At 68.9% G+C, this 21998-nt stretch carries 13 protein-coding genes; 2 read left to right on the top strand and 11 right to left on the bottom strand.

Features of this window, described 5'->3' with window-relative positions; genetic code table 11:
• Positions 1 to 104 precede the first annotated feature (104 nt).
• Together QRN89_RS20665 and QRN89_RS20660 are read left to right on the top strand one after the other, a co-directional pair.
• Positions 105 to 1787, top strand: a complete 1683-nt coding sequence (locus tag QRN89_RS20665; RefSeq protein ID WP_290350882.1) for an RNA ligase family protein — start codon at positions 105 to 107, stop codon at positions 1785 to 1787.
• Positions 1788 to 4754, top strand: a complete 2967-nt coding sequence (locus QRN89_RS20660; protein WP_290350881.1) for a poly(A) polymerase — start codon at positions 1788 to 1790, stop codon at positions 4752 to 4754.
• Between the two features lie 305 nt (positions 4755 to 5059).
• On the opposite strand, the gene tuf is transcribed toward QRN89_RS20660, so the two are convergent.
• The 11 genes from tuf to rplK form a co-directional block, all read right to left on the bottom strand.
• Positions 5060 to 6253: an elongation factor Tu gene (gene tuf, locus QRN89_RS20655; protein WP_017949669.1), complete on the bottom strand. Its 1194-nt coding sequence runs from the start codon at positions 6251 to 6253 to the stop codon at positions 5060 to 5062.
• Positions 6254 to 6405: 152 nt separating this feature from the next.
• Positions 6406 to 8532 (bottom strand): elongation factor G, encoded by a 2127-nt coding sequence (fusA, locus tag QRN89_RS20650; protein WP_290350880.1) that lies wholly within the window; start codon positions 8530 to 8532, stop codon positions 6406 to 6408.
• Positions 8533 to 8571: 39 nt separating this feature from the next.
• Positions 8572 to 9042 (bottom strand): 30S ribosomal protein S7, encoded by a 471-nt coding sequence (gene rpsG, locus QRN89_RS20645; protein WP_006347241.1) that lies wholly within the window; start codon positions 9040 to 9042, stop codon positions 8572 to 8574.
• 2 nt (positions 9043 to 9044) lie between these two features.
• Positions 9045 to 9416 carry a 30S ribosomal protein S12 gene (gene rpsL, locus QRN89_RS20640; RefSeq protein WP_003948652.1) on the bottom strand — a complete coding sequence of 124 codons (372 nt, stop codon included), beginning with the start codon at positions 9414 to 9416 and terminating at the stop codon, positions 9045 to 9047.
• Between the two features lie 679 nt (positions 9417 to 10095).
• The gene (locus QRN89_RS20635) at positions 10096 to 14007 is read right to left on the bottom strand and encodes a DNA-directed RNA polymerase subunit beta' (RefSeq protein WP_290350879.1); all 3912 of its coding nucleotides are present in this window, start codon (positions 14005 to 14007) and stop codon (positions 10096 to 10098) included.
• A 93-nt stretch (positions 14008 to 14100) separates the two neighbouring features.
• The gene (gene rpoB / locus QRN89_RS20630) at positions 14101 to 17586 is read right to left on the bottom strand and encodes a DNA-directed RNA polymerase subunit beta (RefSeq protein WP_290350878.1); all 3486 of its coding nucleotides are present in this window, start codon (positions 17584 to 17586) and stop codon (positions 14101 to 14103) included.
• A gap of 541 nt (positions 17587 to 18127) precedes the next feature.
• The gene (gene rplL, locus QRN89_RS20625; RefSeq protein WP_290350877.1) at positions 18128 to 18514 is read right to left on the bottom strand and encodes a 50S ribosomal protein L7/L12; all 387 of its coding nucleotides are present in this window, start codon (positions 18512 to 18514) and stop codon (positions 18128 to 18130) included.
• A gap of 112 nt (positions 18515 to 18626) precedes the next feature.
• On the bottom strand, positions 18627 to 19157 hold the full coding sequence (gene rplJ / locus QRN89_RS20620) for a 50S ribosomal protein L10 (protein ID WP_269728900.1): 531 nt from the start codon (positions 19155 to 19157) through the stop codon (positions 18627 to 18629).
• Between the two features lie 341 nt (positions 19158 to 19498).
• The gene (locus tag QRN89_RS20615; RefSeq protein ID WP_290353794.1) at positions 19499 to 20443 is read right to left on the bottom strand and encodes an SCO4651 family lipoprotein; all 945 of its coding nucleotides are present in this window, start codon (positions 20441 to 20443) and stop codon (positions 19499 to 19501) included.
• A 152-nt stretch (positions 20444 to 20595) separates the two neighbouring features.
• Positions 20596 to 21318, bottom strand: a complete 723-nt coding sequence (rplA, locus tag QRN89_RS20610; protein ID WP_290350876.1) for a 50S ribosomal protein L1 — start codon at positions 21316 to 21318, stop codon at positions 20596 to 20598.
• Positions 21319 to 21400: 82 nt separating this feature from the next.
• Entirely contained in the window at positions 21401 to 21835 is a 435-nt protein-coding gene (gene rplK / locus QRN89_RS20605; RefSeq protein WP_031076594.1) for a 50S ribosomal protein L11, read from the bottom strand.
• Between the last annotated feature and the right edge of the window lie 163 nt (positions 21836 to 21998).

Below are 21998 nucleotides of genomic sequence, written 5' to 3'. Positions count from 1 at the left end.
CGCCGCGACCGTCCGCGCGGCCGCGGGGTTATTCGGTCGATCACCGCCGGGCTCCCTGCCTACAGTGTCGAGGCACCGCAGGCCGTCGACGGGGGACGAGAACCATGGGCCGGCATCCGGCGCGGACGCACTATCCGCGCACCCCCCATCTGCCGTGGTCGCCCGGCGCGACGGGCGACGACGTACGGACCGGCGATCTCGCCGCGCTGCGCGGCCGCGAGGTGGTCGTCACCGAGAAGCTCGACGGCGAGAACACCACGCTGTACGGCGACGGGCTGCACGCGCGGTCGCCCGACTCCGCGCACCATCCGTCACGGGCCTGGGTGAAGGCACTCCACGGCCGCGTCGCCGGCGGCATCCCGGCCGGATGGCGGGTGTGCGGGGAGAACGTGTACGCCCGGCACTCGCTCGCCTACGACGACCTGGAGAGCTGGTTCTACGGCTTCTCCGTCTGGGACGCCGACGGCCGCTGCCTGGACTGGGACCGTGGCGCGGAGTTCCTGCGCGGGCTCGGCATCCCCGTGCCGCGCGTGCTCTGGCGCGGGGTCTTCGACGAGCGGGTCCTGCGCCGGCTCGGGGTCGACACCGAGCGCCGCGAGGGGTACGTCGTCCGCACGGCCGACGGCTTTCCCGCCGAGGAGTTCCGGCACCGCGTCGCCAAATGGGTCCGGCCCGGGCACGTGCAGACCGGCACCCACTGGATGCACGCCCCCGTCGTGGAGAACGGGCTCGCACCGGCCGCCGCGCTGTGGGCGGTGCGGTCGGGGGCGGCGCCGGACCCGGCCGCACTGCTCCGGGCGCTCGGCCTCCCTGACGGTGACGCGCCGGCCGCGGCCTCGGCCGCTGCCGAGGCCGCGGCGCGTCTCGGCGGCACGGGGGACGAACGCCTCGCGGGCGTCCTCGCAGCACTGCTCCACACGCGGCACCGCGCGACGCTGGCCGGCCGGCTGGCCCGGCCGCTCGGGCTGCCGCTCGCCCGCCGCGTCGCCGACCTCGTCGGTCTGCACACCGGGCTGCACCGCCCCTACCCCGACGAGCAGCGCCGGACCGGCCTGCTGCGCATGTCCTACGCCGTCGGCCTGGAGACGCTCCACGCCGTCGCCGCCGCGACCTCGCCGGACGCCGCGGCCCGCGAGCAGGTCGAGTGGTCGGCGCTGCACGCCGAGGACATCCGGCCGATCGGCCCGTTGCGGGAGGCGTTCGCTGATCTCGACCCCGCCGCGGCCGCCCGCTGCCTCGGCGAGGCCCGGGAGGCGTACGCGCTGGGCCGCGTCGGGACCGTCGAGGAGGCCGTCGCGGCCACCTGGCGCCGGCGCTCGGGGGACTTCCCGAGACTGGTCCACATGGTCGGGCCGTCCGGCAGCGGCAAGAGCACCTTCGCCCAAGGGCTGTCCGGAGTCGACGCGTACGTGTCCCTCGACGCGCTGCGCGGGGCCCGCGGTGCCCGCGCGGACCAGAGCGCCAACGGCGAGGTCCTGCGCCAGGGCCTCGACCGGCTGGGCACGGCGCTGGCGGATGGTGCGACGGTGGTATGGGACGCCACATCCCTCAACCCGCACCAGCGGTCCCTGGTGCACGCGGTCGCCCGCCGCCGCGACGCCCTGGTCACCCACGCGGTGGTGCTCGTCGACGAGGACGAACTGATCCGGCGCAACGAACGGCGCACGCACCCGGTACCGGCGGAGGTGCTCACCGCGCAGCTGCGCCGCTTCGTGCCTCCGTACCCCGGCCAGGCGCACCGCACCTGGTACGTCGGCGCGGGCGGCACGATCGAGGAGGAGGCGTAGGTGCGCACGAGCGAGGAGATCTACCACCGGGTTCGCTGGGACCCGCGGTTCGACCCGGCCCGCTTCGTGATGGGCATCCACCAGCGCGCCGCCGAACCGAAGCGGATACGGCTCGAGGACTTCGACCCCTCCGGTGAGATCCCCTGGCACCGGGTGGTGTTCTTCGAGGCGGACGGCGAAGTGGTGTGGGACCGCTCCGCGGGCGTCGACCGGATCGACGCGACCGGCGCCGGACGGGTCCGGGACCCCCGCAGACTGCGCGCCCCGTTCTTCGCCGCACGGACGCCGTACGCCTGGGACCCCGCGCTCGGCTGGACCGCCGCCGGTGCGCCGCGGCACGCACCGGCCACCGCGCGGCTGCGCGTACTGACCTGGAACACGCTGTGGGACCGCTACGACAGCGACCGCATCGACACCGCCCGGCGCCGACCGCTGCTGCTGACGGCGCTGCGCGACGCCGACGCCGACGTGATCGCGCTCCAGGAGGTGGAGCCGGAGCTGGTCACGATGCTGCTCGGCGCCCCCTGGGTGCGGCAGTCGTACACGCTGGGCACCGACCCGGGCGGCAAGGACGTCGGCGAATGCGGCCTGCTGCTGCTCAGCCGGCTGCCCGTGCGCGAGGCGGCCCTCCACGTCCTCGGCCCGCACAAGGCCGTCACGGCGGTGGTGGTGGAGACCGCGAACGGCCCGGCCACCGTCGCCGTGACCCATCTGACCAGCGACCACTCGGAGGACGGGCCGGGCAGGCGGGACGCCGAACTGGGCCGGCTGGCGGAGGCGCTGGCGGGCGTCGAGGGCGCGGTACTGCTCCTGGGGGACTTCAACGACGGCGGGGACGCGCCCGCGACGGCACTCGGGCTGCGCGACGCCTGGACCGAGGCACACGGAACCGCCGACAGCACCCCGACCTTCGACCCGCGTGTGAATCCGCTGGCCGCGGTCTCGTCGCGGAGCGGCCGAGCCTCCCGGCTCGACCGGGTGCTGGTGCGCGCGGAAGGGCTGCGGGTGGACTCGGCGGCGCTCCTCGGCGACGCCCCCGCGCCCGACGGGCTGTACGTGTCCGACCACTTCGGCGTCGTCGTCGACCTGGGCCCGGGGGAACCGGCGACGGGCACGCGGGGCCCGGGGGACGCAGCCGCCGCCGCGCCGACGGGCCGGGCCGCGTCCCTGAACGCGCCTCGGGCGTCGGACCCCGGCCCCGTCGCGAGGTCCGGGGCCGGCCGGGACATCGGGGCGGACGGACCGGATGAGGTGCTCGCCGTCCGGGCGACGCCCCGGACGGCAGTCGCCTGGATCCCGCCGGACGAGCTGTGGCCCCCGATCCAGCACATCCGGCGTGAGCACGACCGGCAGATCCGCCGCTGGCCGCCGCACGTGAACGTGCTCTTCGGCTTCGTACCGGAGTGCGACTTCGAGCGGGCGGCACCGCTGCTGTCCGCCGCCGTCTCGGACGCACCCCCGTTCACGGCACGCCTCGAAGGGGTGCGGAGCTTCCGGCACCGGGAGGACTCCACCGTCTGGCTCGACCCGGCGGCGGCCGGCGCGGAGCCGTGGGAACGGCTGTACGGGGCGCTGGAGGAGCGCTTCCCGCGCTGCGCGGGTCGCGCCGACGGCTTCACCCCGCATCTGTCCCTCGGCAGGTCGCGCCGTGCCGGAGAACTCGCCGCCCACTGCGAGGCGCTGCTGGGCGGCATGACCGCACGCGTCGACGACGTCGTCCTGCTGTCCCGGCGCGGGGACGAACCCATGCGGGTACGGGCGCGGGTCGCCCTCGGCACCGGTGAGGTGCGCTGGGAACCCGAGGAGGGCGACGCGACCGCGCCGGCGGCCGAGAACCGGGACCTCGCGGAGCACGCCGGCCGCACCGTGCGGCGCGTGTCCGGGGCGCTGGCGGACGGTGTGGTGCACCTCGTGGGCTCGCGCCGGATGGGCTGTGCGCTGCCCGGAGCGGATCTCGACCTCGTCGCCGCCCTGCCGGGGTCGACCGGACCGGGTGAGGTACGGGCGCGGCTCGCCGAGGCCCTGCCGGAGGCGGAGGACGTGCGGGACGTAGTGGGGGCGCGGGTGCCGGGCCTGCGGCTGCGGGTCGGCGGACTGTCCGTCGATCTCGTCCTGGTGTCCACCGGGGCGATGGACCCGGCGGAGGCGGTCGCCCGCCGGGCCGAGCTGGGCGAGGCCGCGGCCGTCGCACTCAGCGCCGTCAGCGACGCCGACGCCGTACTGGACCTGGCGGGACCGCATCGGGAGGCGTTCGTACGGCTGGCCCGGGAGGTCAAGGCCTGGGCGAGGGCGCGCGGACTGGACTCGGCCCCCTACGGCGGGCTGCCGGGACTGGCCTGGGCGCTGCTGGCCGCCCGCACGGTGCGTGCGGCCGGTGGGCTCCCCGCCCCCGAGCTGCTGCGGCGGTTCTTCGCGGACTGGGCGGTCGCCGACTGGAACGAGCCCGCGGTGCTGACCCCGACGGAGCCGGTCCGTTCCTGCACGGCACAGGCCGGCCCCGGGTTCCGCGAGCTGCTGGCGCAGGAGCTGTTCCGGGCCTGGGAGCTCGTGGACGCGGCCGTGTCCGACACGGCCGCCTCCGCCAGGCCGGGTACGGTACCCGCCGGAATCCCCTGGCCCGAGCTGCTGTCACCGCCTCCCCTGCACCGGCGGCACGCCGCCTGGGCCGTGCTGACCGTGCCCGCCGGTCCGGACGAGGGCAGGGTCCGGGGCCGGGTGCGCGCCCTGATCACCGCGCTGGAGGAAACAGGCACCTCCGACGTCCACGCCTGGCCCCACCCGTTCGCCACCGGCCCGGCCGAGGTCCGGTACGCGATCGGGCTCGGCGCCACTCCCCCGGACCGCGACCGCCTCGCGGCGATCGCCGAGCACTGGCTGCGCGGACTGCCGGGCACCTCGCTGCACCGCGCCGACTGCGGCCACGTCCCGACCCTCCGGGCCGCCTCCGGCCCTGCGAACGGGGCGTGAGGCGGGGCGCCGGTCCGGGCCGTGAGGTCGCTCCCGCGAAAACGGGCCGGCCGTGGTCGACCCGGCTCCCGCCGCCGGCGCCCGACTCCCCACGGGCCGGCAGTCGGTGACACACCCTCAGGGAGCCGCCGCAGGCTTCGGCGGCTCCCCCGCCCGCACCCTTCCGCCGTACGGCCCGTGACGCAGGTGGTCCAGGGACCGCCGCAACCCCGCGGCCCGGACACGCGAAGAGGCCCCGCACCTCACGGTGCGGGGCCTCTCGCTTGCAGCTCGCTGCGGAGCTACCAGGTCAGACGGTCAAGGACTTACTTGACGATCTTGGTGACCTGGCCGGCGCCGACGGTCCGACCACCCTCACGGATGGCGAACTTCAGGCCCTCCTCCATGGCGACCGGCTGGATCAGCTGGACGGACATGGTGGTGTTGTCGCCCGGCATGACCATCTCGGTGCCCTCGGGGAGGGTCACGACGCCGGTCACGTCCGTGGTACGGAAGTAGAACTGCGGGCGGTAGTTGTTGAAGAACGGGGTGTGACGACCGCCCTCGTCCTTCGACAGGATGTAGGCCTGGGCCTCGAACTCGGTGTGCGGCGTGACCGAACCGGGCTTGATGATGACCTGGCCGCGCTCGACGTCCTCGCGCTTGATGCCACGGAGGAGCAGACCGACGTTCTCACCGGCCTGGCCCTCGTCGAGCAGCTTGCGGAACATCTCGATGCCGGTGACCGTGGTGGTGGTCTTCTCCTGCTTGATGCCCACGATGTCGACGGTCTCGTTGACCTTCAGGACACCACGCTCGATACGACCGGTGACGACCGTGCCACGACCGGTGATCGTGAAGACGTCCTCGATCGGCATCAGGAACGGCTTGTCGACGTCGCGCTCGGGCTGCGGGATCGCCTCGTCGACGGCGGCCATCAGGTTCAGGACCGACTGGCCCCACTCCTTGTCGCCCTCGAGAGCCTTGAGCGCCGAGACCTTGACGACCGGAACGTCGTCGCCCGGGAACTCGTACTCGGAGAGGAGCTCACGCACCTCGAGCTCGACGAGCTCCAGGATCTCCTCGTCGTCCACCATGTCGGCCTTGTTCAGGGCGACGACGATGTACGGAACGCCGACCTGGCGGGCCAGGAGCACGTGCTCCTTGGTCTGCGGCATCGGGCCGTCGGTGGCGGCGACCACGAGGATGGCGCCGTCCATCTGGGCGGCACCGGTGATCATGTTCTTGATGTAGTCCGCGTGACCGGGGCAGTCGACGTGGGCGTAGTGACGCGACTCGGTCTGGTACTCGACGTGCGCGATGGAGATGGTGATACCGCGCTGGCGCTCCTCAGGAGCCTTGTCGATCTGGTCGAACGCCGAGGCCTCGTTCAGGTCCGGGAACGCGTCGTGCAGCACCTTGGTAATGGCGGCCGTGAGGGTCGTCTTACCGTGGTCGATGTGACCGATGGTGCCGATGTTGACGTGCGGCTTAGTCCGCTCGAACTTCGCCTTCGCCACTGGGGTCCTCCTGTGGAGTGGTTCTGTACGCCTTACTCATCGGCGCCAGGGTGATCTTTGCTGGTGGTGCCGACCGCCGGGGCGAGCCTCACGGGTTCGCGGGGAACGTCCCGACGGTTCGGCGTCAAGCCTAAAGCGTGTACTCGGGTGAGTTACTCGCCCTTGGCCTTCGCGATGATCTCCTCGGCGACGTTCCGCGGAACCTCGGCGTAGGAGTCGAACTGCATCGAGTAGCTTGCGCGACCCGAGGTCTTGCTGCGGAGGTCGCCGACGTAGCCGAACATCTCCGACAGCGGCACCAGGCCCTTGACGACACGGGCACCGGCACGCTCCTCCATGGCCTGGATCTGGCCACGGCGGGAGTTGATGTCACCGATGACATCGCCCATGTAGTCCTCGGGCGTGGTGACCTCAACGGCCATCATCGGCTCGAGGAGAACCGGGGACGCCTTGCGCGCGGCCTCCTTGAAGGCCTGCGAACCGGCGATCTTGAACGCGAGCTCGGAGGAGTCGACCTCGTGGAAGGCACCGTCGAGAAGAATGACGCGGACGCCCGTCATCTCGTAGCCGGCGAGGATGCCGAACGACATCGCCTCCTGGCAGCCGGCGTCCACGGAAGGGATGTACTCCTTCGGGATGCGGCCACCGGTGACCTTGTTCACGAACTCGTAGGCGGCGTCGCCACCCTCGATCGGCTCGATCGCGATCTGCACCTTGGCGAACTGACCGGTACCACCGGTCTGCTTCTTGTGGGTGTAGTCCACGCGGTCCACCGACTTGCGGATGGTCTCGCGGTACGCGACCTGCGGCTTGCCGACGTTGGCCTCGACGCGGAACTCGCGCTTCATCCGGTCGACCAGCACCTCGAGGTGAAGCTCGCCCATACCGCCGATGACGGTCTGGCCGGTCTCCTCGTTGGTGTGCACCTGGAAGGAGGGGTCCTCCTCCGCGAGACGCTGGATGGCGACACCCAGCTTCTCCTGGTCGCCCTTGGACTTGGGCTCGATCGCGACCTCGATGACCGGCGCCGGGAAGTCCATGGACTCCAGGATGACCGGGTTCTTCTCGTCCGCGAGCGTCTCACCGGTGGTGGTCTGCTTCAGACCCATGACGGCGACGATGTCGCCGGCGCCCACCGACTCGATCTCCTCACGCTTGTTGGCGTGCATGCGGTAGATCTTGCCGATGCGCTCCTTGCGGCCCTTCACGGAGTTCAGCACCGCGGTGCCGGACTCCAGACGGCCGGAGTAGATGCGCACGAAGGTGAGCTTGCCGAGGTGCGGGTCGCTCATGATCTTGAACGCCAGCGCCGACAGCGGCTCGTCGTCCGACGGCTTGCGGCGGACGATCTGCTCGGCGTCCTTGACGTCGTGGCCCTCGATGGCCTCGACGTCGAGCGGCGACGGCAGGTAACGGACGACCGCGTCGAGCAGGGGCTGCACGCCCTTGTTCTTGAACGCGGTGCCGCAGAACACCGGGGTGACCGTGGTGCCCTTGCCCTTGCCGGAGGCGATGGTGATACGACGGATCGCGGCGTACAGCTGCTCCTCGGTGGGCTCCTGGCCCTCGAGGTACAGCTCCATGATCTCTTCGTCGTTCTCGGCCACGGCCTCGAGCAGCTTGCCGCGGTACTCCTCGGCAGCCTCGGTGTGGGTGTCCGGGATGTCGACGACGTCGTACATCTCGCCCTTGGCGGCCTCGGCGGACCAGACCAGGGCCTTCATGCGGACCAGGTCGATGACGCCCTTGAAGTCCGCCTCGGCACCGATCGGGAGCTGCATGACGATCGGCTGCGCACCCAGGCGGTCGCTGATCATGTCGACGCAGCGGTGGAACTCGGCACCGGTGCGGTCGAGCTTGTTCACGAAGCAGATGCGCGGAACGCCGTACCGGTCGGCCTGACGCCACACGGTCTCGGACTGCGGCTCGACACCGGCGACACCGTCGAACACCGTCACGGCACCGTCGAGCACACGCAGGGAACGCTCCACCTCGACGGTGAAGTCGACGTGGCCCGGGGTGTCGATGATGTTGATGGTGTGGTCGACGTCCTCGAGCGGCCAGTGACAGGTCGTCGCGGCGGACGTGATCGTGATGCCGCGCTCCTGCTCCTGCTCCATCCAGTCCATCGTGGCAGCGCCGTCGTGGACCTCACCGATCTTGTACGAGACACCGGTGTAGAACAGGATGCGCTCGGTGGTCGTCGTCTTGCCCGCGTCGATGTGGGCCATGATCCCGATGTTGCGGACCTTGGCCAGGTCAAGCGAAGTGGTGGCCATAAGGCTCAGTCTTCTCTCGGTTCTCGATGTGGGTAGCGACTACCAGCGGTAGTGCGCGAAGGCCTTGTTGGACTCGGCCATCTTGTGCGTGTCCTCGCGCTTCTTGACCGAAGCACCGAGGCCGTTCGAGGCGTCGAGCAGTTCGTTCATGAGGCGCTCGGTCATGGTCTTCTCGCGGCGGGCGCGGGAGTACCCGACGACCCAGCGCAGCGCGAGGGTGGAGGCGCGACCGGGCTTGACCTCGATCGGCACCTGGTAGGTGGCGCCACCGACACGGCGGGACTTGACCTCGAGGGACGGCTTGACGTTCTCGAGAGCGCGCTTCAGCGTGATGACCGGGTCGGCCCCGGTCTTCTCACGGAGGCCTTCCATGGCGCCGTAGACGATGCGCTCGGCGGTGGAACGCTTGCCGTTCAGCAGGATCTTGTTGATCAGCGAGGTCACCAGAGGAGAACCGTAGACCGGGTCGATGATGACCGGGCGCTTCGGGGCGGGGCCCTTACGAGGCATTCTTACTTCTCCTTCTTGGCGCCGTAGCGGCTGCGGGCCTGCTTGCGGTTCTTGACACCCTGGGTGTCGAGGGAACCGCGGATGATCTTGTAGCGAACACCCGGCAGGTCCTTCACACGGCCACCACGCACGAGCACGATGGAGTGCTCCTGCAGGTTGTGTCCCTCACCCGGAATGTAGGCCGTGACCTCGATGCCCGAGGTCAGACGCACACGCGCGACCTTACGGAGGGCCGAGTTCGGCTTCTTCGGGGTGGTCGTGAACACACGCGTGCAGACGCCGCGACGCTGAGGGGAACCCTCGAGTGCGGGCGTCTTGTTCTTCTCGACCTTGTCCTGCCGGCCCTTCCGGACCAGCTGCTGGATCGTAGGCACTACTTCTCCGGTTTCTGTGTGCCGTGTAGTAAAGCTAACCTGGAACGTCGCCGACCCACGCGGTCGGGTGTGTCGAATACTGCGGACCCCCGCCGAAGGCGGAAAAGGCGCAGATTACGGTGGCCGGTCTTGGCTCGCTGTGCGGCTGAGGACACGCACATGAGCCCAGGCACACCCCAGGCACAAGGTCTGAGCGTACCTACCTCACCGACTTCGGTCAAAACAAATGGAGCCCGCCCGACACTCCGGACTTTCGCCAGATGTCCACACGGGCCGCCTGCGCCCTCGAATCCATTGTGCCGCGCCCCTTGGAACTTCTCTCCCCCCGCTCGACGCCCCGGCCTCCGCGCGCACCGCGCGCAGCCGCTCGACGGCGGAGAAACCCCCACGTGAGAGCGGTGTGGAGGCGCGCGGGGCCGAAACCGCCGGCGGTTCGGTGCCGGCCCAGGACCGCGCCGCGAAGGCGCACCGGGAGGCTCCGCCGGCGCACGCTCCGGACCTGAGCCGCGCCCGCCCCCCGACGCCGAGCGCCCGTCAGCGGGCCGCGAGCGGCTCGCGACCCCGGTGCGCGACACGCCCTCAGTGGACGGCACCACGGGGAACTTCACCCGGGGCGGCGGTCGAACGCCGAAGGGCGGCCACCCCGGAGGGTGACCGCCCCTGACGTCAGACGTTCGCCTTACTGGTTGTACGGACCGTAGTCGTAGTCCTCCAGCGGAACGGCCTGGCCGGAGCCGGTGCCGAACGGCGAGTAGTCGATGTCGTCGTAGCCGACGGCCGAGTACATCGCGGCCTTGGCCTCCTCGGTCGGCTCGACCCGGATGTTGCGGTAGCGGGCGAGGCCCGTACCGGCCGGGATGAGCTTACCGATGATGACGTTCTCCTTGAGGCCGATCAGGGAGTCCGACTTGGCGTTGATCGCCGCGTCGGTGAGGACCCTGGTCGTCTCCTGGAAGGACGCCGCCGACAGCCACGACTCGGTCGCCAGCGAGGCCTTGGTGATACCCATCAGCTGCGGACGGCCGGAGGCCGGGTGGCCGCCTTCCTGGACCACACGACGGTTCTCGTGCTCGAACTTCGAGCGCTCGACCAGCTCGCCCGGCAGCAGCTCCGCGTCGCCGGACTCGATGATCGTCACACGGCGCAGCATCTGCCGGATGATGATCTCGATGTGCTTGTCGTGGATCGACACACCCTGCGAGTTGTAGACCTTCTGGACCTCGCCGACCAGGTGGACCTGGACAGCGCGCTGGCCGAGGATCCGCAGCACGTCGTGCGGGTTGGTGGCACCGAAGGTGAGCTTCTGGCCCACCTCCACGTGGTCGCCGTCCCGCACCAGGAGCTTGGCGCGCTTCGAGATCGGGTAGGCCGCCTCGTCGCTGCCGTCGTCCGGGGTGATGACGATCTTCTTGGTCTTCTCGGTCTCCTCGACCCGGACGATGCCGGCGACCTCGGAGATCGGGGCGACACCCTTCGGGGTACGGGCCTCGAAGAGCTCGACGACACGCGGCAGACCCTGGGTGATGTCGTCACCGGCCACACCACCGGTGTGGAAGGTACGCATCGTCAGCTGGGTACCGGGCTCGCCGATGGACTGGGCGGCGATGATGCCGACCGCCTCACCGATGTCGACCAGCTTGCCGGTGGCGAGCGAACGGCCGTAGCAGTACGCGCACGTACCGACCGCGGACTCACAGGTCAGGACCGAGCGGGTCTTGACCTCCTCGACGCCCGCCGCGACGAGCGCGTCGATCAGCACGTCACCGAGGTCGACGTTGGCCGGCGCGATGACCTTGCCGTCCACGACGACGTCCTCTGCGAGCATCCGCGCGTACACCGACGTCTCGACGTCCTCCGCCTTGCGCAGGACACCGTCGGCGCCCCGCTCGGCGATCCGCAGCTTCAGACCGCGGTCGGTGCCGCAGTCCTCCTCGCGGATGATGACGTCCTGCGAGACGTCGACCAGACGACGGGTCAGGTAACCCGAGTCGGCCGTACGCAGGGCGGTGTCGGCGAGACCCTTACGGGCACCGTGCGTGGAGATGAAGTACTCCAGCACGGAGAGACCCTCACGGAAGGACGCCTTGATCGGACGCGGGATCGTCTCGTTCTTGGCGTTCGACACCAGACCGCGCATACCGGCGATCTGACGCATCTGCATCATGTTTCCGCGAGCACCCGAGTTGACCATCATGAAGATGGGGTTGGTCTTCGGGAAGTTCTCGTTCATCGCCTCGGCGACCTCGTTGGTCGCCTTGGTCCAGATCGCGATGAGCTCCTGCGTGCGCTCGTCCTTGGTGATCAGACCGCGCTCGTACTGCTTCTGGACCTTCTCGTCCTGCGCCTCGTAGCCCGCGACGATCTCCTTCTTCGCCTCGGGAACGACGACGTCGGAGATGGCCACGGTGACACCGGAACGGGTCGCCCAGTAGAAGCCGGCCGCCTTCAGGTTGTCGAGCGTCGCCGCCACGATGACCTTCGGGTAGCGCTCGGCGAGGTCGTTGACGATCTCGGAGAGCTGCTTCTTGCCGACCGTGTAGTCGACGAACGGGTAGTCCTCGGGCAGCAGCTCGTTGAAGAGCGCGCGGCCCAGGGTGGTCGTCAGCCGGAAGCTGTCGCCCTGCTGCCACTCCGCGGCACCCGAGTCGTCGCCCTCCTCCGCCACCGGCGGGGTCCAGCCACGCGGCGGGACGGTGCCGATCGGGAAGCGGATGTCGATCTTCGCCTGGAGCGAGAGCTCCCGGGCGTCGAACGCCATGATCGCCTCGGCGGTGGAGTTGAACGCACGGCCCTCGCCGCGCACCTCGCGCTCCTCCTCGTCCGTGGTGAGGAAGAAGAGGCCCAGCACCATGTCCTGGGTCGGCATGGTGACGGGACGGCCGTCGGCCGGCTTGAGGATGTTGTTCGAGGACAGCATCAGGATGCGGGCCTCGGCCTGCGCCTCCGCGGACAGCGGCAGGTGCACGGCCATCTGGTCACCGTCGAAGTCCGCGTTGAACGCGGTGCAGACGAGCGGGTGGATCTGGATGGCCTTGCCCTCGACCAGCTGCGGCTCGAAGGCCTGGATGCCGAGGCGGTGCAGCGTGGGCGCACGGTTCAGCAGCACCGGGTGCTCGGCGATGACCTCTTCGAGGACGTCGTACACGACGGTGCGGCCGCGCTCGACCATGCGCTTGGCCGACTTGATGTTCTGCGCGTGGTTCAGGTCGACCAGGCGCTTCATCACGAACGGCTTGAAGAGCTCCAGCGCCATGGCCTTGGGCAGACCGCACTGGTGCAGCTTCAGCTGCGGGCCGACGACGATGACGGAACGCGCCGAGTAGTCGACTCGCTTGCCGAGCAGGTTCTGACGGAAGCGGCCCTGCTTGCCCTTCAGCATGTCGCTGAGGGACTTCAGCGGGCGGTTGCCCGGGCCGGTGACCGGACGGCCGCGGCGGCCGTTGTCGAACAGCGCGTCGACGGCCTCCTGGAGCATCCGCTTCTCGTTGTTCACGATGATCTCGGGGGCACCGAGGTCGAGCAGACGCTTCAGACGGTTGTTCCGGTTGATGACCCGGCGGTACAGGTCGTTCAGGTCGGAGGTCGCGAAGCGGCCACCGTCCAGCTGCACCATCGGACGCAGGTCCGGCGGGATCACCGGGACGCAGTCCAGCACCATGCCCTTGGGGCTGTTGCTGGTCTGCAGGAAGGCGGAGACGACCTTGAGGCGCTTGAGCGCACGGGTCTTCTTCTGGCCCTTGCCGGTACGGATGATCTCGCGGAGGCGCTCGGCCTCCTCCTCCAGGTCGAAGGACTCCAGGCGCTTCTGCAGCGCCGCGGCACCCATCGAACCGTCGAAGTACGTGCCGAAGCGGTCACGCAGCTCGCGGTAGAGCAGCTCGTCGCCCTCGAGGTCCTGGACCTTGAGGTTCTTGAACCGGGTCCACACCTCGTCGAGACGGTCGATCTCGCGCTGGGCACGGTCCCGCAGCTGCTTCATCTCGCGCTCGGCACCCTCGCGCACCTTGCGGCGCACATCGGCCTTGGCACCCTCGGCCTCGAGCTCGGCCAGGTCGGCCTCGAGCTTCTTGGCGCGGGCCTCCAGGTCGGCGTCGCGGCGGTTCTCGATCTGCTGCCGCTCGACGGAGATGTGGGCCTCGAGCGAGGGCAGGTCGCGCGTGCGGCGCTCCTCGTCCACGTACGTGATCATGTACGCGGCGAAGTAGATGACCTTCTCCAGGTCCTTCGGGGCGAGGTCGAGCAGGTAGCCCAGCCGCGACGGAACGCCCTTGAAGTACCAGATGTGGGTGACGGGAGCGGCCAGCTCGATGTGGCCCATCCGCTCGCGGCGCACCTTGGCGCGTGTGACCTCGACGCCACAGCGCTCACAGATGATGCCCTTGAAGCGGACGCGCTTGTACTTGCCGCAGTAGCACTCCCAGTCCCGGGTAGGACCGAAGATCTTCTCGCAGAAGAGTCCGTCCTTCTCGGGCTTGAGCGTGCGGTAGTTGATGGTCTCCGGCTTCTTGACCTCGCCGTGGGACCACTGACGGATGTCGTCAGCGGTGGCCAGGCCGATCCGCAGCTCGTCGAAGAAGTTGACGTCGAGCACTATGCGTCAATCCCTCTCAGGGTCGTGTCTCAATCATGGTCTGTACGGGGTCCCGGGGCCCGCCACCCCGGGTGAGGGGTGGCGGGAGGCCCGTCAGACCTCTTCGACGCTGCTCGGCTCGCGCCGGGACAGGTCGATACCGAGCTCCTCCGCGGCGCGGAAGACGTCCTCGTCGGTGTCGCGCATCTCGATGGACATGCCGTCCGAGGACAGCACCTCCACGTTGAGGCACAGGGACTGCATCTCCTTGATGAGCACCTTGAAGGACTCGGGGATGCCGGGCTCGGGGATGTTCTCGCCCTTGACGATGGCCTCGTAGACCTTCACGCGGCCGGTGACGTCGTCGGACTTGATGGTCAGCAGCTCCTGGAGGGCGTATGCGGCGCCGTATGCCTCGAGCGCCCACACCTCCATCTCACCGAACCGCTGGCCACCGAACTGAGCCTTACCACCCAGCGGCTGCTGGGTGATCATCGAGTACGGACCGGTCGAGCGCGCGTGCAGCTTGTCGTCGACCAGGTGGTGCAGCTTGAGGATGTACATGTACCCGACCGAGATCGGGTCCGGGAACGGCTCACCGGAGCGGCCGTCGAACAGGCGCGCCTTGCCGGACGGGAGGACCATGCGGTCGCCGTCGCGGTTCGGGATCGTGTGCTCCAGCAGACCCGCCAGCTCGTCCTCACGGGCACCGTCGAAGACCGGGGTGGCGACGTTGGTGCGGGGGGCGACCTGGTCGGCACCGATGGCCTGCAGGCGCTGGGCCCACTCGTCGGCGAGACCGGAGACGTCCCAGCCCTGGCTGGCGAGCCAGCCGAGGTGGATCTCCAGGACCTGTCCCGGGTTCATTCGGGACGGGACGCCGAGCGGGTTCAGGATGATGTCGACCGGGGTGCCGTCCTCCAGGAACGGCATGTCCTCGATCGGCAGGATCTTGGAGATGACGCCCTTGTTGCCGTGACGGCCGGCGAGCTTGTCACCGTCGGTGATCTTGCGCTTCTGCGCGACGTACACGCGCACCAGCTGGTTCACACCGGGGGGAAGCTCGTCGCCCTCCTCGCGGTCGAAGACGCGGACGCCGATGACCTTGCCGGTCTCGCCGTGCGGCACCTTCAGCGAGGTGTCACGGACCTCACGGGCCTTCTCACCGAAGATCGCGCGGAGCAGGCGCTCCTCCGGGGTCAGCTCGGTCTCGCCCTTCGGGGTGACCTTGCCGACCAGGATGTCGCCGGCGACGACCTCGGCACCGATCCGGATGATGCCGCGCTCGTCGAGGTCGGCGAGGACCTCCTCGGAGACGTTCGGGATGTCCCGGGTGATCTCCTCCGGGCCGAGCTTGGTGTCACGGGCGTCGACCTCGTGCTCCTCGATGTGGATCGAGGAGAGGACGTCGTCCTGCACGAGGCGCTGCGACAGGATGATCGCGTCCTCGTAGTTGTGACCCTCCCACGGCATGAACGCCACGAGCAGGTTCTTGCCGAGCGCCATCTCACCGTTCTCGGTGGCCGGCCCGTCGGCGAGGACCTGGCCCTCGATGACCCGGTCGCCCTCGGAGACGACGACCTTCTGGTTGACCGAGGTGCCCTGGTTGGAGCGGGAGAACTTCGCGATGCGGTACGTGGTGTACGTGCCGTCGTCGTTGGTGACGGTGATGTAGTCGGCCGAGACCTCCTGGATCACACCGTCCTTCTCCGCCTTGATGACGTCGCCGGCGTCGGTGGCACAGCGGTACTCCATGCCGGTGCCGACGAGCGGGGCCTCCGCCTTGATGAGCGGGACGGCCTGGCGCATCATGTTCGCGCCCATGAGGGCGCGGTTGGCGTCGTCGTGCTCGAGGAACGGGATCATGGCGGTCGCCACCGACACCATCTGGCGCGGCGAGACGTCCATGTAGTCCACGTCCTCGGGCGACACGTAGTCGACCTCGCCGCCACGGCGGCGGACGAGCACGCGGGCCTCGGAGAAGCGCAGGTCGTCGTTGAGCGCGGCGTTGGCCTGCGCGATGACGAAGCGGTCCTCCTCGTCGGCGGTCAGGTAGTCCACCTCGTCGGTGACCTGGCCGCCCTCGACCTTGCGGTACGGCGTCTCGACGAAGCCGAACGCGTTGACGCGGCCGTACGAGGCGAGCGAACCGATCAGACCGATGTTCGGGCCTTCGGGGGTCTCGATCGGGCACATGCGTCCGTAGTGGGACGGGTGCACGTCTCGGACCTCGAAGCCCGCCCGCTCACGGGACAGACCGCCGGGGCCCAGCGCCGACAGACGGCGCTTGTGGGTCAGGCCCGACAGCGGGTTGTTCTGGTCCATGAACTGGGACAGCTGGCTGGTGCCGAAGAACTCCTTGATGGAGGCGACGACCGGCCGGATGTTGATCAGGGTCTGCGGCGTGATCGCCTCGACGTCCTGGGTGGTCATGCGCTCGCGCACGACGCGCTCCATACGGGCGAGACCCGTACGGACCTGGTTCTGGATCAGCTCGCCGACGTTGCGCAGACGGCGGTTGCCGAAGTGGTCGATGTCGTCGGTCTCGACGACGATCTGGGTACCGCTCTCGCCGACCGTCTCGGTCTCACCGGCGTGCAGCTTGACCAGGTACTTGATGGTCGCGATGACGTCGTCGGTGGTGAGCACGCCGGCGTCCAGCGGCTCGTCCGCGCCGAGCTTCTTGTTGACCTTGTAGCGGCCGACCTTGGCGAGGTCGTAGCGCTTCGGGTTGAAGTACAGGTTCTCAAGAAGGGTCTGCGCGGCCTCACGCGTCGGGGGCTCGCCCGGGCGCAGCTTGCGGTAGATGTCGAGCAGCGCGTCGTCCTGGCCCTGGGTGTGGTCCTTCTCCAGGGTGGCGCGCATCGACTCGTACTCGCCGAACTCCTCGAGGATCTGCTCGGTGGTCCAGCCGAGCGCCTTCAGGAGGACGGTGACGGACTGCTTGCGCTTGCGGTCGATACGGACACCGACCATGTCGCGCTTGTCGATCTCCATCTCCAGCCAGGCACCCCGGGACGGGATGATCTTGGCGGAGAAGATGTCCTTGTCGGACGTCTTGTCGATGGAGGAGTCGAAGTAGACACCCGGCGAGCGGACCAGCTGCGACACCACGACACGCTCGGTGCCGTTGATGACGAACGTGCCCTTGTTGGTCATGAGCGGGAAGTCGCCCATGAAGACCGTCTGGGACTTGATCTCGCCGGTCTCGTTGTTGGTGAACTCGGCCGTGACGAAGAGCGGGGCGGCGTACGTGAAGTCGCGCTCCTTGCACTCGTCGATCGAGTTCTTCGGAGGCTCGAAGCGGTGGTCGCGGAAGGTCAGCGACATCGACCCGGAGAAGTCCTCGATCGGGGAGATCTCCTCGAAGATCTCCTCCAGACCGGACTTGGTGGGGACGTCCTGTCCGGACTCCAGAGCCGCCTCGACACGAGCCTTCCACGCTGCGTTGCCGAGCAGCCAGTCAAAGCTCTCGGTCTGCAGCGCGAGGAGGTTCGGAACCTCGAGGGGCTCCTTGATCTTTGCAAAGGAGATGCGCAGCGGGGCGGTGCTTGCGCCGTTGTTCGTATTCGCGGTCGAGGCGTTGCGCGAGGCGGCCAAGAGGGGGTCCTTCCGAGGGCTCGGACTCACTACGCGCGTACCGGTCCCAAGCCGGGCACAAAGACAGAAATCCCAGGTCAGGGGTATTCTGGTCAACGATGCTCGTGCGTGGGGATGCCCCTGGTGACGGGCAGGGGGCAGCTAACAGGCAGCGCAAAGGGTCAGTGTAGCCACTTGGCCCACTGATGTCCAGGGCGGGTAAACCGAGACCCTCGTTGTTCTCAACTCCGCGGTATGCCGTGCGCCGGGAGGCGCACACCGATACTGCCCGTTCCGTCGCCGATCCATGCCTCGAACTTGGACCGTTGTGACGACGCGTCCTGAGAATTGCGCGCTGCGTGCGGTTCGTCAAGGCCCCCCAGCCCAATCCTGGCTGCGGGGATCGTCACCTGGCGCACGGCGAAGATCACCTTACTCTCCGCAGCGGACATCGCAAGGAGCCACCCGACGGTGGAGGGAACGCCGAAGGGCGACCACCCGAATGGATGATCGCCCTTCAGTGTGTGCGCGTTACAGCGCGAGAGTCAGAAGACTCGCAAGGTCACTTGACCTCGACAGCGGCACCGGCGCCCTTGAGGGCCTCGGCGGCCTTGTCGGCGGCCTCCTTGTTGACCTTCTCGAGGACCGGCTTCGGGGTGCCGTCGACGAGGTCCTTGGCCTCCTTCAGGCCCAGGGAGGTCAGCTCACGCACGACCTTGATGACCTGGATCTTCTTGTCGCCGGCGCCGGTGAGGATGACGTCGAACTCGTCCTTCTCCTCGACGGCCTCGGCGGCAGCGACACCGGCGCCACCGGCGGCGGCAACGGCGACCGGGGCGGCAGCGGTGACGTCGAACTTCTCCTCGAACGCCTTCACGAACTCGGAGAGCTCGATGAGGGTCATCTCCTCGAACTGCGCGAGCAGGTCTTCCTGAGACAGCTTCGCCATGATGGCGGTCCTTCCACTAAATCGGCTGGTGCCGGGTGTACATGTCGGCGGGCGTACGTTGGGCCCGCTGCGACCCGCGCGCTAGGCGGCGCGGATCAATGCGCGAGCCGAATTACTCGGCACCGCCCTGCTCGGCCTGCTTGGCGCGAAGCGCGTCCACGGTGCGGACGAGCTTCGACGGGAGCGCCTGGAAGAGCGCGGCAGCCTGGGACTGCTTGCCCTTCATGGCACCCGCCAGCTTGGCGAGCAGAACCTCGCGGGACTCGAGGTCCGCAAGCTTCTTGATCTCATCGGCGGACAGCGCCTTGCCGTCAAGGACACCGCCCTTGATGATGAGGTTCGGGTTCTCCTTGGCGAAGTCACGAAGACCCTTCGCCGACTCCACCGGGTCACCGGTGATGAAGGCGACCGCCGTCGGACCAGCGAACTGGTCGTCGAGCGAGGTGATCCCGGCCTCGTTGGCCGCAATCTTGGTCAGCGTGTTCTTCACCACGGCGTACTGGGCGTTCTCACCGAGCGAACGGCGCAGCTGCTTCAGCTGCGCCACGGTGAGACCGCGGTACTCGGTCAGCACGGCGGCGTTCGAGCTGCGGAACTTGTCCGTCAGCTCGGCGACCGCGGCGGACTTGTCGGGCCTCGCCATGAGCCTCGGCCTCCTTCCGGGTGATTCGGACCGCATGGGCTGAAGGAAGGAGACTGGGCAAAACGAAACGCCCCGGCGCAGGCGCACGGGGCGTGGCTCGACCGAACGAACGTCCGGGAGCTTCATCCACAGTCACCTGCGCGGGTCGTCCGCAGCTAGCGGATCCTTCGGCCGCCGAAACCCTGACGGGCACGGCAACGACCAGCGGTCTTTGGCTTCCGGGGAAGACTACGCGAACGGATCGGCGTCAAGCAAATCGGGCGGCCGGAGGGCCGTGCCCGCGGCCGGGCGCGGGCCGGCGGCATCCGCCGGCCCGCGCCTGCCCGGGGCGTCCGGACCGCTCAGCCGTCCAGGCCGGCGCCGCCTTCGGCGCCCGCGCCCTCGAGCTCCTTGAGCATCTTGAACAGGTCGAAGGTCTCCTTCGCCGGCGGCGCCTTGACCGTGGCCGTGGCGCCGTAGTCGGAGTAGGTCGCCGTCATGTTCATCGTGCCCTGCGGCATCTTCATGCCGACGACCATCTTGACCGGGTAGTCGTCCTCGTTGACCCAGACCTCGGTGTCGTAGCCCGTGATGCCGGCCTTCTTGACGTTGGCGACCAGCTTCTTGCGCTCGTCCGCCGAGAGCACGTCGAAGGACTTGTTGGCGTCGATCATCTCCTGCAGCGTCAGCGTGCCCTTGTAGTGCTGCGCCTCGACGCCGTCGACCTTCTCCGCGCCGATGTGCTTGATGTTCGGCGAGCCCAGCAGCAGGCCCAGCTGCTGGGCCGGGTCCTGGTTCATGTTCTCCAGGCTGCCGGTCATCTGCTTCTGGAGCGCCTTGTCCCCGCTCGCCTCGGCGGCGGCCTTGAGGTCCAGCTTCATCCAGCGCTTGCCGTCCATCTCGGCGGCCTGCTTGGCACCCATCTCCATGTACATGGCGTCGTCCACCATGACCATGCGCACCTGGGAAGGCGCGTCCGGGTCGCCCGCGGTGAGCATGGAGCCCTTCATGGTGACGTCCAGCAGACCGGGGTCCCAGCCCTGCACGCCGGACATCTCCATGGTGCCGCCGCCCTCCAGGCCCGCCGGCATGGTCATGGTCATGCGGACCTTGGCGGACTTGGCGTCCGACGTCTTCTTGTAGGCGGCCTGGATCACCTTGGTGATCTCGCCCTGCGACTGGACGGCGGACTGCGGCGAGTCGGCGGCCTTCTTCTTCCCGCCCCCGTCACCGTCCTGACAGCCCGCGACACCCGCGACGACGGCGACGGCCGTCAGGGAGACGCCCGCGCGCTTCCACGCCGACATGCTCATGAATCCCCACCCCTGGTTTTCTGTTCTGTTGCGTCCGTGAATGAACTGAACGGTAACGCACCGCACTGACACTGTCGTACGAAAAACCGGCCCCCGCGCCTCGGAAGAGGCGCGGGGGCCGGTTCACCGTGTGCGAGCCGTCAGGCTCAGACCGCGGCCGGGTCCTCCTCGACGAGGAGGTTGCGGGTGCGGTTCGAGTCCAGCGGGATGCCGGGGCCCATGGTGGTGGTCAGGGTCGCCTTCTTGATGTAGCGGCCCTTCGCGGCGGACGGCTTCAGACGGAGGATCTCCTCCAGCGCCGCGGCGTAGTTCTCCACCAGCTTGGTCTCGTCGAAGGAGACCTTGCCGATGATGAAGTGCAGGTTCGAGTGCTTGTCCACTCGGAACTCGATCTTGCCGCCCTTGATCTCGGTGACGGCCTTGGCGACGTCCATGGTGACGGTGCCGGTCTTCGGGTTCGGCATCAGACCACGGGGACCGAGCACGCGGCCGAGGCGGCCGACCTTGCCCATGAGGTCCGGGGTGGCGACGACGGCGTCGAAGTCCAGACGGCCCTTCGAGACCTCGTCGATCAGTTCGTCGGAGCCGACGATGTCGGCGCCAGCGGCCTCCGCGGCCGCAGCACGGTCACCGGTCGCGAAGACCAGGACCCGGGCGGTCTTGCCGGTGCCGTGCGGAAGGTTCACGGTGCCACGGACCATCTGGTCGGCCTTGCGCGGGTCGACGCCCAGGCGGAAGGCGACCTCGACGGTGCCGTCGAACTTGGTGCTGGCGGTGTCCTTCGCAAGACGGACGGCCTCGAGCGGGGCGTAGTTGCGCTCCCGGTCGACCTTGGCGTCCGCGTTGCGGAGAGCCTTGCTGCGCTTCACTTCTTCTCCTGTGGTGTTTCAGGCGTGGAGTTCGTGGTGCGGGCCAGCGCCTGGCCCTGCCACTGAGGTCTCGGGGAGCTGATCAGCCCTCGACCGTGATGCCCATGGAACGGGCGGTGCCGGCGATGATCTTCTCGGCGGCGTCCAGGTCGTTGGCGTTCAGGTCGGGCATCTTGGTGGTGGCGATCTCGCGGACCTGGTCGCGCGTCAGCTTGGCGACCTTGGTCTTGTGCGGCTCGCCGGAGCCCTTGTCCACGCCCGCGGCCTTGAGGATCAGCTTGGCGGCCGGCGGAGTCTTGGTGACGAAGGTGAAGGAACGGTCCTCGTAGACCGTGATCTCCACCGGCACGACCATGCCACGCTGCGACTCTGTCGCAGCGTTGTAGGCCTTGCAGAACTCCATGATGTTGACGCCGTGCTGACCCAGCGCGGGGCCGACCGGCGGAGCCGGGTTGGCGGCGCCGGCCTGGATCTGGAGCTTGATAAGCCCCGTGACCTTCTTCTTCTTGGGAGGCATTGCTCTCTCCGGGTCCAGTTGAGAGTTTGCTGAAACTGCATGACTTCCACCCGATCATCCGGATGGAGGCATACCGCACCACGATAACGGGTACCACTGTGCGGCTGAAAACCGAGCAGGTCAGAACGGCCGCGAGGGCCGTTCTGACCTGGTCGGAAACCTG

Source organism: Streptomyces sp. HUAS CB01 (assembly GCF_030406905.1).
In the GTDB taxonomy this organism is placed as follows: domain Bacteria; phylum Actinomycetota; class Actinomycetes; order Streptomycetales; family Streptomycetaceae; genus Streptomyces; species Streptomyces chengbuensis.
The sequence above is the reverse complement of the archived record's forward strand: the minus strand, read 5'-3'. Positions and strand labels throughout refer to the sequence as shown.

What these genes read in the sequence shown, in the direction of transcription:
- rplK (WP_031076594.1), bottom strand. Translation starts at nt 21,835, where the DNA reads ATGCCTCCCAAGAAGAAGAAGGTCACGGGGCTTATCAAGCTCCAGATC.
- QRN89_RS20615 (WP_290353794.1), bottom strand. Translation starts at nt 20,443, where the DNA reads ATGTCGGCGTGGAAGCGCGCGGGCGTCTCCCTGACGGCCGTCGCCGTC.
- fusA (WP_290350880.1), bottom strand. Translation starts at nt 8,532, where the DNA reads ATGGCCACCACTTCGCTTGACCTGGCCAAGGTCCGCAACATCGGGATC.
- QRN89_RS20665 (WP_290350882.1), top strand. Translation starts at nt 105, where the DNA reads ATGGGCCGGCATCCGGCGCGGACGCACTATCCGCGCACCCCCCATCTG.
- rplJ (WP_269728900.1), bottom strand. Translation starts at nt 19,157, where the DNA reads ATGGCGAGGCCCGACAAGTCCGCCGCGGTCGCCGAGCTGACGGACAAG.
- rpsG (WP_006347241.1), bottom strand. Translation starts at nt 9,042, where the DNA reads ATGCCTCGTAAGGGCCCCGCCCCGAAGCGCCCGGTCATCATCGACCCG.
- rplL (WP_290350877.1), bottom strand. Translation starts at nt 18,514, where the DNA reads ATGGCGAAGCTGTCTCAGGAAGACCTGCTCGCGCAGTTCGAGGAGATG.